This window comes from Mesorhizobium sp. M0898, from assembly GCF_040319695.1.
Lineage (GTDB): Bacteria > Pseudomonadota > Alphaproteobacteria > Rhizobiales > Rhizobiaceae > Mesorhizobium.
In genome coordinates, this window is record NZ_JAMYOE010000033.1 from 51164 (window position 1) to 64884 (window position 13721).

The 13721-nt window shown below is 62.8% G+C and carries 12 protein-coding genes; 6 read left to right on the top strand and 6 right to left on the bottom strand.

Annotated elements, in window-relative coordinates:
- Window positions 1-47 precede the first annotated feature (47 nt).
- From NKH90_RS26190 to NKH90_RS26205, 4 genes are all read left to right on the top strand, one after another.
- Window positions 48-1127 (top strand): quaternary amine ABC transporter ATP-binding protein, encoded by a 1080-nt coding sequence (locus NKH90_RS26190; RefSeq protein ID WP_352821858.1) that lies wholly within the window; start codon window positions 48-50, stop codon window positions 1125-1127.
- Window positions 1124-3106, top strand: coding sequence for an ABC transporter permease (locus NKH90_RS26195; RefSeq protein WP_352821861.1), 1983 nt, complete (start codon window positions 1124-1126; stop codon window positions 3104-3106). The genes NKH90_RS26190 and NKH90_RS26195 overlap by 4 nt, the downstream gene beginning before the upstream one ends.
- A gap of 158 nt (window positions 3107-3264) precedes the next feature.
- A complete protein-coding gene (locus tag NKH90_RS26200) occupies window positions 3265-3951 on the top strand; it encodes a hypothetical protein (protein ID WP_352821863.1) in 687 nt (228 codons plus the stop codon).
- The gene (locus NKH90_RS26205) at window positions 3905-4813 is read left to right on the top strand and encodes a hypothetical protein (protein ID WP_352821865.1); all 909 of its coding nucleotides are present in this window, start codon (window positions 3905-3907) and stop codon (window positions 4811-4813) included. The genes NKH90_RS26200 and NKH90_RS26205 overlap by 47 nt, the downstream gene beginning before the upstream one ends.
- 123 nt (window positions 4814-4936) lie before the next feature.
- Here NKH90_RS26205 and NKH90_RS26210 read toward each other — a convergent pair whose 3' ends face one another.
- From NKH90_RS26210 to NKH90_RS26230, 5 genes are all read right to left on the bottom strand, one after another.
- Window positions 4937-6118, bottom strand: coding sequence for a M20 aminoacylase family protein (locus NKH90_RS26210; RefSeq protein ID WP_352821868.1), 1182 nt, complete (start codon window positions 6116-6118; stop codon window positions 4937-4939).
- 45 nt (window positions 6119-6163) lie between these two features.
- Window positions 6164-6937, bottom strand: coding sequence for an amino acid ABC transporter ATP-binding protein (locus NKH90_RS26215; RefSeq protein ID WP_023674014.1), 774 nt, complete (start codon window positions 6935-6937; stop codon window positions 6164-6166).
- Window positions 6924-7844: an amino acid ABC transporter permease gene (locus NKH90_RS26220; RefSeq protein WP_352821871.1), complete on the bottom strand. Its 921-nt coding sequence runs from the start codon at window positions 7842-7844 to the stop codon at window positions 6924-6926. Before NKH90_RS26220 ends, NKH90_RS26215 begins: the two co-directional genes overlap by 14 nt.
- An 8-nt stretch (window positions 7845-7852) precedes the next feature.
- The gene (locus NKH90_RS26225) at window positions 7853-8683 is read right to left on the bottom strand and encodes an ABC transporter substrate-binding protein (protein WP_502896430.1); all 831 of its coding nucleotides are present in this window, start codon (window positions 8681-8683) and stop codon (window positions 7853-7855) included.
- Window positions 8684-8755: 72 nt separating this feature from the next.
- On the bottom strand, window positions 8756-9730 hold the full coding sequence (locus tag NKH90_RS26230) for a substrate-binding domain-containing protein (protein WP_352821875.1): 975 nt from the start codon (window positions 9728-9730) through the stop codon (window positions 8756-8758).
- A 107-nt stretch (window positions 9731-9837) separates the two neighbouring features.
- Here NKH90_RS26230 and NKH90_RS26235 point away from each other — a divergent pair, with 107 nt between their 5' ends.
- Window positions 9838-11175: an aminotransferase-like domain-containing protein gene (locus tag NKH90_RS26235; RefSeq protein ID WP_352821878.1), complete on the top strand. Its 1338-nt coding sequence runs from the start codon at window positions 9838-9840 to the stop codon at window positions 11173-11175.
- A gap of 25 nt (window positions 11176-11200) precedes the next feature.
- Here the strand turns inward: NKH90_RS26235 and NKH90_RS26240 are convergent, their stop codons facing one another.
- Complete coding sequence (locus NKH90_RS26240) at window positions 11201-12559, bottom strand: trimethylamine monooxygenase (protein ID WP_352821881.1); 1359 nt, start codon at window positions 12557-12559, stop codon at window positions 11201-11203.
- 259 nt (window positions 12560-12818) lie between these two features.
- Here NKH90_RS26240 and NKH90_RS26245 point away from each other — a divergent pair, with 259 nt between their 5' ends.
- The gene (locus NKH90_RS26245) at window positions 12819-13541 is read left to right on the top strand and encodes a helix-turn-helix domain-containing protein (protein WP_352821883.1); all 723 of its coding nucleotides are present in this window, start codon (window positions 12819-12821) and stop codon (window positions 13539-13541) included.
- Window positions 13542-13721 lie beyond the last annotated feature (180 nt).

Sequence of the window (13721 nt, forward strand, 5' to 3'; positions counted from 1 at the left end):
GCCACTCAGGGCCGGGTCTCGATCCCCTATTCCAGAAGGACGATTGCATGAGCGATACGATTGAACAGGCGGTGAAAGCAACGGGCAAGGATGCCCGCCCGATAAAGCTTGCCTGTCGCAATGTCTGGAAGCTGTTCGGGGCGGACGCGGCCAATTTCATCCGCCGGCGCGACGGCAAGGCCAGCCTGGCGGACATCGCCGCTGCCGGACTGGTTGGCGCGGTGCGCGCCGTCGATCTCGAAATCCGCCAAGGCGAGATCTTCATCATCATGGGACTTTCGGGGTCCGGCAAATCGACGCTGGTGCGCTGCATGTCGCGGCTGATCGAGCCGACCCACGGCAAGGTCGAGTTTGAAGGCAAGGACCTGCTCAAGATTTCCGATGCCGCGCTGATCGAGCTGCGACGCCACCGCATGGGCATGGTGTTCCAGAATTTTGCCTTGCTGCCGCATCTCAACGTACTGGAGAACATCGCCTTTCCCTTGGGCATCCAGGGGCAGGACCGGCCGACGCGCGAGAAGCGGGCCCGTGAAGTCATCGAGCTGGTTGGCTTGCGCGGCCGCGAGCATTTCTATCCGCGCGAGCTTTCCGGCGGACAGCAGCAGCGTGTCGGCATCGCCCGCAGCCTCGCCACGAAGCCGGAAATCTGGTTCCTCGACGAGCCGTTCTCGGCTCTCGATCCGCTGATCCGCCGTGAGATGCAGGACGAGCTGATGCGGCTGCAGACCATGCTGCACAAGACCATCGTCTTCATCACCCATGATTTCGACGAGGCCATCCGGCTGGCCGACCGGATCGCCATCATGAAGGACGGCGAGGTCATCCAGATCGGCACGCCGGAAGAGCTGGTGGTCAACCCGGCGACCGACTATGTCGCCGAATTCACCCGCGATGTCGATCGCGCCAAGGTGATCTCGGCGCGCCGCCTGATGCGCGCCTGCGACGGCGCCGAGTACGGCGGCACGGTCGCGCCGGATGCCAAGATATCAAGTTTTTCGGCAGATATCGTCTCTGCCGGCAAGTCCTTCGCGGTGGTCAACGGCACCGGCAAGCCGATCGGCGAAGTCACGCCGCAGGCGGTGATCGATCTTCTCGCCGGCATCGAGCGTCGTGGGGCCGGCGGATGACCGTCACGGCAAGCGCCAGCGCAGCGAGGCCCCGGCCGGTTCAAACCTGGCTGGCGATCTGGGCCTGTGCGCTCGCCGCCGTGCTTATTGTCTTCCTGCTGCAGGAAAGCCTGCCCTGGGCGGTCAATTACCCGGCCGGCGCGATCGTTCCTGTCGCTGACTGGGTCGGTGCGCTGATGAACTGGGTGAAGTCGAACTTCTCCTGGCTGACCCGTTCGATCACCGCGGTGCTTGGCGTGCCGCTCGATTTCGCGCTCGGTCTTCTGGCCAAGAATTTCAAGATCGGCCATGGCGCGGATATGATCGTCTTGCCGCGCCTGTCCTGGGTCGGCGTCTGCGCTGCCGCCTACCTTGCCGGACGCGCCGCCGGCGGCTGGAAGCTGGGTGCGCTGGCCGGCGGCTGTTTTCTCTACATCGCGCTGTTCGGGCAGTGGACCAGCGCCATGCTGACGCTGGGCTTGATCTCGATCGCCGTGCCGTTTTGCATTGTCACCGGGCTGTTCGCCGGCATCTGGGCATGGCGCAAGCCTTGGGCGGAGAGGTTGTTGATCTCCCCTGCCCTCGATCTGATGCAGACGATCCCGACCTTCGCCTATCTGATCCCGATGCTGCTTCTGTTCGGCAACAGCCCGGTCTCGGCAATGATCGCGACGGCAATTTTCGCGACGCCGCCAATGGTGCGGGCGACGATGCTCGGCCTGTCGCGGGTGCCGTCGGAGATCGACGATTTCAGCGAGATGGCCGGCTGCACGGCACGGCAGAAGCTGTGGCGGGTGCTGTTGCCGTCGGCGCGGCCGACATTGATGGTCGGCGTCAACCAGGTCATCATGCTGGCGCTCAATATGGTGATCATCGCCTCGATGATCGGTGCCGGTGGGCTCGGCTATGACGTGCTTTTGGCGTTGCGCGCGCTCAAGGTCGGCGAGGCGATGGAAGCTGGCCTCGCCATCGTCGCACTGGCAATTGCACTCGACCGGCTGAGCCAGGCGATCGCGCACAATCACGCCAAGGGCAATGTCCGCCACCAGGCCAGCACCAGTTTCTGGCGGCGCTATCCCAATCTGACGCTGGCTGTTGCCATCCTCGCCGTCGCCACGCTGCTCGGCCTGTTCGTGCCGGCGTTCGCCGCGGTGCCGAAAGCGATCACCTTCACCACCGCGCCTTTGTGGAAGGCGGCGGTGAACTGGATCACCATCAACTTCTTCGACACTATCGAAGCGTTCCGCGTGGCGCTTATCCTCAACGTGCTGAACCCGGTGCGTGCCTTCTGCGAGGGTTTTCCGTGGCTGGGCGCGGTGTGTCTCCTCGGCCTTGCCGGCTACCAGCTCGGCGGCTTGCGCCTCGCCGCCCTGGTCGCGGCTTTGACAGCGTTCTGCGCCGTCACCGGACTTTGGGAAAAGACCATGGCGACGGTCTATTTGTGCGGAATCTCAGCCTTTATCGCCTGCCTGATCGGCATCCCGATCGGGCTGATGGCATCGCGCAGCGACCGCTTCGAAAAGACCGTCACGCCGGTCATCGACACGCTGCAGGTGCTGCCGTCGTTCTGCTTCATCATTCCGGTGGTGATGCTGTTCAGGGTCGGCGACGTCACCGCGATGATCGCCACCGTCGCCTTCGCCGTGGTGCCGGCGATCCGCTACACCAATCACGGCATTCGGCAGGTGCCGCCGGCGCTGATCGAGGCGGCGAAGGTTTCGGGCTGCACCAGGCGCCAGACCTTCTTTCGCGTGCAGCTGCCGCTGGCGTTGCCCGAGATCATGCTCGGCGTCAACCAGACCATCCTGATGGCGCTGGCGATGATCATCATCTGCGCCATGGTCGGCACGCGCGATCTCGGCCAGGAGGTGTTCATCGCCCTGTCCAAGGCCGATTCCGGCCGCGGCATCGTCGCCGGCCTGGCCATCGCCTTCATCGGCATTGTCGCAGACCGGCTGTTCAACGCCTGGACGGCGAAGGCTCGGGCAAGGCTGGGATAGTCCGGAATAGGACGGCCTCAGGAAGCTGCCGCCAAGCGCGCCGTTAACGAGGCACCGATCCCTACGTCTAAAGACATAGCCATTCGGGATTATTGCTCGTTTTTGCCTCACATCGTACGGCTGTTATGGGACGGGTAGGCTCAACAGGAGAGCGGATAATGTCTACACGCGTTCCCTTTACTACCAGTGATCTAGCAGATCATCAGTGGGGTATCGATGACGCCCTCACAGGCGATCCGAATACGAATATCTTGACCGGCGACGCTGGCGGCAGCCTGCTCGATTTCTCAAGAGGCGGCAACGACACCTTTACGGAAACCGCACCGTCGACTTACACCTTCTACGGCGACGCGGCTCGGAGCTTGTTCAATTTTGCTCGGGGCGGTGACGACACCTTCACGGTGTCGAGCTCCTCCACCACCACTGCTTACGGTGACGCGGGCGACGATATGTCGGACCACAGCAAGGGCGGCAACGACACTTTCACGGGCGCCGCGCAAGCCAGCAACATTTTCTTCGGCGACGCCGGCGGCAACATGATCGGCCATGCTCAGGGCGGCGACGACCGTTTCACGGCCTTTCCCAACTCCTTCAACACTTTCTACGGTGACGCCGGCGTCGATATGTCCGACCACAGCAAGGGTGGCAATGACACCTTCGAGCCGCACCAGCGTGGCCGTCAACATTTTCTTTGGCGACGCCGGGAACAACATGTCTGGCCATGCTCAAGGTGGCGACGACCGTTTCACGGCCAGGAGCGACTCCAGCAACGCTTTCTACGGGGACACCAGCGGCGATATGTCGGACTACAGCAAGGGCGGCAACGACACTTTCAATGGCGCTAGTGACGCCAACACTATTTTCTACGGTGATGCCGGTCGCAGCATGTCTGGCCATGCTCAGGGTGGCGACGACCATTACACAGACTTTGGTGGCACGATTCAGACCAAAACCTTCTTTGGCGACGCGAGCCTACATATGTCCGACTTTGCTAAGGGCGGCGACGACACCTTCACGAGCGTGGGTGGGTTCGTGATAAGTTTCTATGGTGACGCGGCCGGCATCATGTCCGACTCTGCTAGCGGGGGCGATGACGTGGCCGTGCTGCAAGGCACCCATAATTTCGCCTATGGCGACGCTGGCGCGATGGCCGGCAATGCTGTGGGCGGCAATGATATCCTAACCGGCGGCAATAAGAGCTCTGGTCCTGATGTTCAAAGCGAGTTGTATGGCGACACATTCGCTATGTCCGGGTCCGCCGCGGGCGGCAACGATATTCTTACCGGTGGCCTCAACAGCGGAAGCGGCCAGGTCCGTAATTTCCTGTGCGGCGACGCTCTGCAGATGTCCGGTTCGGCCAGGGGCGGAAACGATACCCTGTACGCCGGGACCGCGGCACCCGGCTGCACCGTCATCAACGACATGTGGGGTGACGGGCAACTGAGCGAACTGGCTCAGGGCGGCAGAGATCAATTCATATTCAAGGACGATGTTTCAATGACGGTCGGAACCCAAAACACCATCTACGATTTCAGCCAGACCCAAGACGACACCATTGTATTTAGTGGCGTGGAGGGCGTGCAATCGTTCGATGATCTCACAATTGCGCAAAGTGGAACCGACACCATCATTACCGCAGGACTCGATCAAGTTACTCTCGCAAACTTTACAAGCCCGCTGACGACGGGTGACTTTTTGTTTGTCTGAAAGCGAAGCTCTTATCGCATTCGAAGAGGGGGAATGCGTGAGAATTCGTTGAGCATCGTCGCGCGGCCGGTCGCCCCAATAATGCTCGACCGGCCGATCGACAATCCAAGCCGCAGTCATGGATCAGGCGGCCAGGAATCTCTCGGTCAAACGAGCCCAGAGCGCTGCGCCGACGGTCAGATTGCCGTCGTTGAAATCATATTTCGAGCTGTGCAGGATGGCTGAATCCTCGCCGTTTCCGAGGCGCAGAAAGCAACCGGGTTTGTGTTCGAGGAAATAAGAAAAGTCTTCGCTGCCGGGGATCAACGGGCAGACGGACACCTTGTCCTGACCGACGAGTTCGACAGCGATGTCTGTCGCAAAGGACGTCTCGCGCTCGGAATTGACCACCACCGGGTAGCCGCGCTCGTAATCGATCTCGACCGTTGCGCCATGCGCCTGCGCCACAAGTGCTGCGATATTGCGAATACGCTGCTCGAGCGTGTCGCGGATCTCGGCCGAGAAGGAGCGGACGCTCAACGTGATTTCGGCGTGTTCCGGAATGACGTTGGAGGCCGTGCCTCCGTGAATCGTGCCGACGGTGACGACAGCGGTCTCGATCGGGTTGACGTTGCGCGACACAACCGTCTGCAGGGTCATGACGATGTTGGCGGCAGCGACGATCGGGTCGACCGTCAGGTGCGGACGCGAGGCGTGGCCGCCACGCCCGGCGATCCTGATGGTGACGGTATCGCTCGCCGCCATCAGCGGCCCGGCGCGCATCAGGAACGAACCCGTCGGCGCGCCCGGGTGGTTGTGCAGCCCGAATATCGCATCGCAGGGAAAGCGCTCGAACAGGCCGTCGGCGATCATCGCCTGCGCCCCGCTTCCCTTGCCGGCTTCCTCGGCCGGCTGGAAGATGAGGTTCACCGTGCCGTTGAAATGCCGTGTGCGCGCCAGGTATTCGGCGGCGCCGAGCAGCATCGTGGTGTGGCCGTCATGACCGCAGGCGTGCATCTTGCCGCTGGCCTGGCTGCCATAAGGGAGATTGGTAGCTTCGGTGATCGGCAGGGCGTCCATGTCGGCACGGATGGCGATGCTGCGGCCGCTGCCCTGGCGCAGGCGACCGACGACACCGAGCCCGCCGACATTGCGCGTCACCTCATAGCCCCAGCTTTCGAGCCGTTCGGCAACGTATGCAGCCGTTTCGTGCTCCTGGAATGAAAGCTCGGGATGCGCGTGCAGGTGCTGGCGGGCCGCTGCAAGCTCGGCGGCCTTGTCGGCGAAGTCGGAAATATCGGCGAACTGGTTGGAGGTCTTTGGCATGGAAGGTCCTTTGCCGGCCGAGCAGGTGCCGCGCCGGCTTTGCTTTTAGATGAAACGGCTCAAGAAAGCCCGCGTGCGCGGGTGCCTGGGTTTGGCGAGAACCTCGTCCGGAGGCCCGGCCTCGATCACATTACCGTCGTCCATGAACACCACCCGATCCGCCGCTTCGCGGGCGAAGCCGATCTCATGCGTGACCACGATCATGGTCAAGCCCTGCCTGGCGAGATCGCGCATGGTGGCGAGCACCTCTCCGACCAGCTCCGGATCGAGCGCCGAGGTCGGCTCGTCGAAGAGCATCAATTTCGGGCGGATGGCGAGCGCACGCGCGATGGCGACGCGCTGCTGCTGGCCTCCTGAAAGCTGGCGCGGATAGGCGTCGATCTTGTCGGCAAGACCGACACGGGTCAGCAGTTCGCGGGCGTAGCCGATCGCCTCCTTGCGGTTCTCCCGGTGAACGCCGACCGGAGCCTCGATGACGTTCTGCAGGGTCGTCATGTGCGGATAGAGATTGAACTGCTGGAACACCATGCCGATCTTGCGCCGCTGCGCGGCGATCGCGCGGTCGGAAAGTTTGTCGAGGCGGCCGTCGTGCAACCGGTAACCGATCTGCTCGCCGTCCACCTCGATCGACCCCTGGTCGATCGCCTCGAGATGATTGATGCATCGCAGGAAGGTCGACTTTCCGGAGCCGGACGGTCCGAGAATGACCACCACCTCGCCAGGCGCGACGTCCAGATCAATGCCCTTCAGCACCTCGAGCGGGCCGAAGGCCTTGTGAACGTTGCGCGCCCGGACCAGGGGCGTGTCATGCGCGCTCATTGGCGGCCTCCAGGGTGGCGGTCGCCGTCTTCTCGCGCGCACCGCGATCGCCGCGGCTGTAGTGGCGTTCGATCGCGCCTTGCGCGACATTGAGGACCGAGGTGATCAGCAGGTACCACAGCACTGCAACCATCAGCAGCGGAATGATTTCGAAGGTGCGGTTGTAGATCGACTGCACCGAGTAGAGCAGGTCGGCCATGGCGATGACGCTGACAAGCGACGTTGCCTTGATCATGCTGATCAGCTGATTGCCGGTCGGCGGCACGATCGACCGCATCGCCTGCGGGATGATGATGCGCCGCAAGGCCCGCGCGCGGGCCATGCCGAAGGCTTCAGCCGTTTCGGCCTGTCCCTTGTCCACCGACAGCAGCCCGCCACGGATGATCTCGGCCATGTAGGCGGCCTCGTTCAGCGCCAGACCAAGAACGGCGGCGGTCAACGGCGTGATCAGGTCGTTGGTGTTCCAGCTGGCGAAGCCGATGGAAATGCGCGGAAACAGCGTCGAAAGGTTGTACCACAGGATCAATTGCACCAGCAGCGGCGTTCCCCGGAAGAACCAGATGAACAGGCCGGAGAGAAGGGATGCCAGCCTGTCGCTCGACATGCGCGCGATGGCGAGCAGCAGGCCGAGCACGATGCCCAGGATCATTGCCACGACCGTCAGGCCGAGCGTCACCGAAAGCCCCTGCATGACCGTCGGATCGAAGAAATACTGGGCGACCACCGGCCAGCCGAAATTCGGGTTGACTGCAACGATATAGGCGAAGCCGGCCGCCACGGCGACGGTGAACGCCCAGAGCGCCAGCCGGACGAGCGGAAACGGCCGGTGGGCTCGTTTGACGTCGCGCAGCGCGTCGTCGGGACGTCGCGGCAGCCCGGCCGCGTAGGCAGCGGTGGCATCGGTCATGGCAGCCTCTACTGGCCCTGGTTGATGCCTGGCGCGTCGATCATGTTCTTCTCGAGGCCCCACTTCTTCATGACCGCGGCGTAGGTGCCGTTCTTCATCAGGATCTTGAACGCGTCGAGCAGCACGCCGCCCAGCGGCGAGCCCTTCTTGACGACGGCGCCTTGATAGATGTCCTTGAAGCCGTTGGCCTGGCCGACCCCGGCGAGTTCCAGCTGGCCCTTCGCCTGCTCGACGAAATAGGTCAGCGGCGCCTGCGAGGAGAAGAATGCGTCGGAGCGTTTCGACCGGACGGCCAGTATCGAGCTCGGCTGGTCGGTGAAGGATTGCACCTCGACGGCCGGCTTGTCGCCCTCGGTGCATTTCTGCGCCTGCTGCTTGATGACCTTTTCGGCCGAGCCACCCGACATGACGGCGATGCGCTTGCCGCACGCGGTGTCGAGCGAGGTGATGCCTTGCGGGTTGCCCTTCTCGACGGCGAAGACGACGTATTCGCGCACCCAATCGATGAAGTCGTTGGACTTCTGGCGATCGGGATAGTCGCCGACAGGACCCATCGCGAACTGATAACGGCCGGCATTGATGCCGCTCAGCAAAGCCGGCAGGCCGGCGACCGAGGCATGATCGATCTTGACGCCGAGCAGCTGGCCGATGGCATCGGAAATGTCCCTGGTCGCCCCCGACAGTTCGGTGCCGGTGACGATCTCATAGGGCGGGAACGAGCCGTTGTTGACGGCTGTGATCTTTCCCGCCGTGCGGATCTCTTCCGGGAGCCGGGCCCGCAAATCCTCGTTCACCGATTGCTTCTGGATATCCTGGGCAAAGCTGGCCTGCGCCAGCATGGTGACGAGCGAGGCGAATATGAAGCTGATTGTCCTCATGGCATTCTCCTTCGTGTTCTTCGTTGTGCGTTGTCAGGCTGCGGTGGCCCGCGATCTGGCCTCGAAAGGAAACAAGGCTTCGGCGGAAATCGGTTCCGCCAGGATGCCCTGGGCATGGAGCTCGGTGACGAAATCCTCGATCATGCGCCGGTTGGCCGGCAGGCCGCTGGCGTTCCAGGAGGCAGGCAGGTCGCGCCCCGCATGAACCAGCTCCTCGAGGATCCAGGGCGAGGTATCGGCATATTTTCGGCGCTTTGCCGTCCAGACGCGCTGGCTTTCGTCGATCAGCCTGGCGAGTTCCTGCGGCAGCCAGGGGTGCTCCCTGGCCACTGCCGCCTTGACGGCGACCAGATGCATGCCCGGGACATAACCGACGTCGGCGAAATAGGCGCGTTCGGCCGCGCGAAAATCGCGCAGCACTTGCCGGAAGCCGGAAGCCGGGCCGAAAAAGCCGTCCGGCATGAAGGGCGTGAAAACGGCGTCGAGCTCGCCTTGCGACAGCAGCTCCATCATCGGGCGCTCGCCTGGTGCTGCTTCGATGCGCCCCGGCCTGCCGAATCCGTCGAGGCGGTCGGCGATCGGGTGCTCCGATGTCAGCCTGCCGACGAACCAATAGGCATCCTCGACGCCGACGCTTGCCCGGCGAAGTGCCGCGCGCGTCCATGTGTTGCCGGAATCGCGCCAGCCGGTCACGCCGATGCGTTTGCCGGCAAGGTCGGAAAGCCGTTCCAGCGGGCTGGCCTCGACCGTTATGATGCAGCGATGGCGAAAGCCGCGCATGATGAAGCACGGTATTCCAACCACCGTATCCCTGCCCGAAGCCATGGCCGACACATAACGGCTGAACGAGACCTCCGCCGCATCGTAGTTCGGATCGGTGCCGAGGTCCGGAATGAGCGTGGCGACGCGATCAACCTTCACCGACAAGCGGCTCGAAGTGACGTCACCCAGCACCAAAGGGGTGAGATAGTCCCAATCGCGGGTGGCTATAGTGATGGAGACGGGCATCGGCATGAACTTCAAGACTATGTTTGACCGGCGATTGGTAAATGTTTATTTTTGGCCGATCAAATGTTATTATGTTATTGAACATTAGCTTTAACGGTTGGGTGCCGATGGATTTCGATGCAGGATGGTTCGCCGAGCGCCTTGGCGACCGCACGATGCGTGGCATCGCACGCGAGACCAGTGCGCTGATCAGAAGCGGCGCGCTGCCTGTCGGCGCAAAGCTTCCGCCGGTGCGCGATCTGGCCTATGTGCTTGGCGTCAGCCCGGCGACGGTCTCGCAGGCGTGGAGCGAGTTGCGGCGCTACAAGATCATCGGCGGCCGCGGACGCAACGGCACCTGGATCATGGGCAACCGCTTTGCCGCCCGGCCCGAGCGCCACATGAGCGGCGGCAATTACGGACAGGATGTTCTGAACCTGGCGATCGCGGAGCCCGATGTGAGGCTCTTGCCGCCGCTCGACATCGCGCTGGCGCATGGTGCGCGCGCCGAAAAGCTCAACAGCTACGAGCGGGTGCGCATCCTGCCCGAGCTGGAGGCGGCAGTGCGCCCGTCATGGCCGTACGATCCCGGCGCGTTCCTGGCCACCAATGGCGGTTACAACGCCATCTACACCTTGCTGCATGCGCTGGTCCCGCCGGGAGCGCCGGTGGCCATCGAGAACCCGACGGCGCTTCGCCTGCTCGACATCCTCGAGGATCTCGATGTGCCGATCATCCCGGTAGACTGCGACAGCGACGGTCCCTTGCCGGATGCACTTGCCAACGCTCTGCGGCAGCGGCCCGTCGCGTTCCTGTTCCAGCCGCGCGTCCATTCGGTGACCGGCGCCTGCATGTCGTCGGCGCGGCTGGAAGTCATCGGCGACCTGCTCGCCGGCACCGACGTGCTGATTGTCGAAGATGACGGCGTCGGCGATATTGCCTCGGCGCCGCGCATTTCGCTTGGCCGGCGTTTTCCCGATCGCGTCGTCCATATCCTGTCCTATTCCAAGACCCACGGCCCGGATTTGCGGCTCGCCGTGCTGTCCGGATCGGCGACGATCGTCGAGCAGATCCAGTCCTACCGCAGCTTCAGCTCGGGATGGACCAGCCGCATCCTGCAGGCAGCCACCGCCTGGCTGCTGCAAGACCCGGCCACGGCCGCCCTGGTGGAGCAGGCGAAGGAGGTATACCGCGGCCGTCGCGAACGGCTCGCCGGCGAACTGGCCAAACGCAATGTCGATATCGACGCCGGACACGGTCTCAGCGTCCTCATTCCGGTTGCTTCGGAACCTTACGCAATGGTCACGCTGGCCGCCCACGGCATCGCGGTCCATGCCGGAGCGAAGTTTTCGACCGGAAAAACGAACGCTGTCCGCGTCGCGACCAGCATTCTGGACGAGGAGCACCTCGAGCACGTCGCAAATTCCCTGGCGCTGGCAGCCGACCCGGCGCGGGAAGTTGTCTGAGGCAAGTCAATCGCCGTTCGGACTGCTACTCCGCCGCCACGCCCTTCATCTCGAGATAGCTTTCCATCGAATCGTCCATCGCCTGCAGCCACGGCGTATGATGCAGCGGCGCCATCGTGCCGGTCATCAGCGAGCGGTAGGCATGGTCGCGGAAGCCCATAATGTCTTGCGCCTTGTGGTGCTCCCACTCCATGAAGGTCTGATTGACAGCCTCGACATCGAAGCCGGGATAGTCGGTCTGCTCCATCAGCTCCCTGGTGTAGTCGCCCTGGAACCAGATCATCTGCTCGGCGTCTTCAAGCGTTTCCTCGCGTGCCCGCCATTTCCGGCCGTGCTCGGCCATGGCTTGGGCCGAGGGCAGATTGATGCGGCCCATGATGACGTCGCGGGCGAACCAGGCCTGCGCGTCGAACATGTTGAAGGTGTAGAACTGGTCCTGCATGCCGATATAGGACAGCTTCGGGTTTTTCTCCCAGACGACGCCCTCGTAGAGCCCGTCCGGCCACATGCGGTTGGCGGTCTTCAGCTTCAAATCCTCGGTGAGGAACGGGAAGGAATGGAGGTAACCGGTGCACAGGATGATGGCGTCGACGTCTTTGGTGCTGCCGTCCTTGAAATGCGCCGTCTTGCCGACGACCTTCTGCAGAAGCGGCACTTCCTTCCAGTTCTCCGGCCATTTGAAGCCCATCGGCTTCGAGCGGTAGCTGGAGGTGATCGATCTGGCGCCGTATTTGTAGCATTGCGAGCCGATGTCCTCGGCTGAATAGGAGCGGCCGATTATCAAAATGTCCTTGCCCTTGAATTCCATGGCGTCGCGGAAATCGTGGCTGTGCAGGATACGGCCGTTGAAGGTCGAAAAGCCCTCGAAATAGGGAACGTTGGGCACGGAGAAATGGCCCGAGGCGACGACGACATGGTCGAACTCTTCCGAGTAGGTGACGTCGCTGGTGCGGTCATGCGCGGTGACGGTGAATTTTTTTGTCGTTTCGGAGAAGGTGACCATGCGCACCGGACTGTTGAAGCGCACCCATTGGCGCACGCCGGATTTTTCGACGCGGCCCTTGATGTAGTCCCACAGCACGGCGCGCGGCGGATAGGAGCCGATCGGCCGGCCGAAATGCTCCTCGAAGGTGTAGTCGGCGAATTCGAGGCATTCCTTCGGGCCGTTCGACCAGAGGTAACGGTACATCGAGCCGTGCACCGGGTCGCCATGCTCGTCGAGGCCGGTGCGCCAGGTGTAGTTCCACAGGCCGCCCCAGTCGGACTGCTTTTCGAAGCAGACGATCTCGGGAATGTCGGCGCCTTTGTCGGCAGCCGACTTGAAGGCCCTGAGCTGGGCCATGCCGGACGGCCCGGCTCCGATGACGGCAACACGATCTTTCATTGCGGGCCTCCCGATCTCATTTCCCTAACGAAACAAATTTCACTGACAGGACAGTAATTGCCCCTTCGATGCTGTCAACAGGGCTTGTCGCGAAACCGCGTTTCGCCCAGCTGGATTTCCAAGCGACGCAGTAGCTCGGGCGAAATCCGGACATTGCGCAATTCGACACGGGTGGCTTGCCGTGGCAGTTGCGCTTCTGTATCGGCACCGAATATGTTCACCGTGAGTGAAATGAATCGGCAAGGTCCGGGGTGGCAACATGGCGAAAAAAGCATCCAATCTGAAGCCCGCTGCGGCCGTCGTCGCCGCCAAAGCCAAGCCGTCGGTCGCTGCAATCGATCCGCGCAAGATACGCGCACCGCTCACCCAGAACCCGCACGCCATTCGCGACACCCGCGAAAAAGTCCTGGAGGTCGCGATCGGCCGCGAGGTGCGGGCCTTCCGCAAGAAGCTCGGCATCACCGTCGCCGATCTGGCTGCCGCCACCGACATTTCGCTTGGCATGCTGTCGAAGATCGAGAACGGCATCACCTCGCCATCGCTGACCACGTTGCAGGCGCTGTCGCGGGCGCTCGGCGTTCCCGTCACCGCCTTCTTCCGCCGCTTCGAGGAAGAGCGCAGTGCCGTCTTCGTCAAGGCCGGCGAAGGCCTCGACGTCGAACGCCGCGGCACGCGCGCCGGCCACCAGTACAATCTGCTCGGCCATATCGGCTCCAACACCAGCGGCGTCGTCGTCGAACCCTATCTGATCACGCTGACCGAGGATTCCGACGTGTTCCCGACCTTCCAGCATGAAGGCATGGAATTCCTCTATATGCTCGAGGGCGAGGTGGTTTACCGGCACGGCAGCAATCTCTACCCGATGAGGCCTGGCGACAGCCTGTTCTTCGACGCCGATGCGCCGCACGGACCGGAAGTGCTGAGCGTCCTGCCGATGCGGTATTTGTCGATCATCTGTTATCCGCAGAGCAGCGCGGGGTGAGCCGGAGATGAGGGCGCGCAAGCAATCCTGGATCGCTGCACTCCACGGCCACGGTAACGGCATGGATCCTAGGGTCTCCGCTACGTCGTAGCGGAGACCCTAGGATCCATATGTGGACGGCGCCCTGCCTGCAACGGTTGTTTTGCGTCGTTTTCGATCGCTTGCGTCCATATGTCCGGC

Bases quoted from the DNA above. Each gene is read 5' to 3' on its own strand.
- NKH90_RS26195 (WP_352821861.1), top strand. From the start codon at position 1,124: ATGACCGTCACGGCAAGCGCCAGCGCAGCGAGGCCCCGGCCGGTTCAA.
- NKH90_RS26225 (WP_502896430.1), bottom strand. From the start codon at position 8,683: ATGCTGGCGCAGGCCAGCTTTGCCCAGGATATCCAGAAGCAATCGGTG.
- NKH90_RS26245 (WP_352821883.1), top strand. From the start codon at position 12,819: ATGGCGAAAAAAGCATCCAATCTGAAGCCCGCTGCGGCCGTCGTCGCC.
- NKH90_RS26235 (WP_352821878.1), top strand. From the start codon at position 9,838: ATGGATTTCGATGCAGGATGGTTCGCCGAGCGCCTTGGCGACCGCACG.
- NKH90_RS26205 (WP_352821865.1), top strand. From the start codon at position 3,905: ATGTCGGACTACAGCAAGGGCGGCAACGACACTTTCAATGGCGCTAGT.
- NKH90_RS26240 (WP_352821881.1), bottom strand. From the start codon at position 12,559: ATGAAAGATCGTGTTGCCGTCATCGGAGCCGGGCCGTCCGGCATGGCC.
- NKH90_RS26200 (WP_352821863.1), top strand. From the start codon at position 3,265: ATGTCTACACGCGTTCCCTTTACTACCAGTGATCTAGCAGATCATCAG.
- NKH90_RS26190 (WP_352821858.1), top strand. From the start codon at position 48: ATGAGCGATACGATTGAACAGGCGGTGAAAGCAACGGGCAAGGATGCC.
- NKH90_RS26210 (WP_352821868.1), bottom strand. From the start codon at position 6,118: ATGCCAAAGACCTCCAACCAGTTCGCCGATATTTCCGACTTCGCCGAC.
- NKH90_RS26230 (WP_352821875.1), bottom strand. From the start codon at position 9,730: ATGCCCGTCTCCATCACTATAGCCACCCGCGATTGGGACTATCTCACC.
- NKH90_RS26220 (WP_352821871.1), bottom strand. From the start codon at position 7,844: ATGACCGATGCCACCGCTGCCTACGCGGCCGGGCTGCCGCGACGTCCC.
- NKH90_RS26215 (WP_023674014.1), bottom strand. From the start codon at position 6,937: ATGAGCGCGCATGACACGCCCCTGGTCCGGGCGCGCAACGTTCACAAG.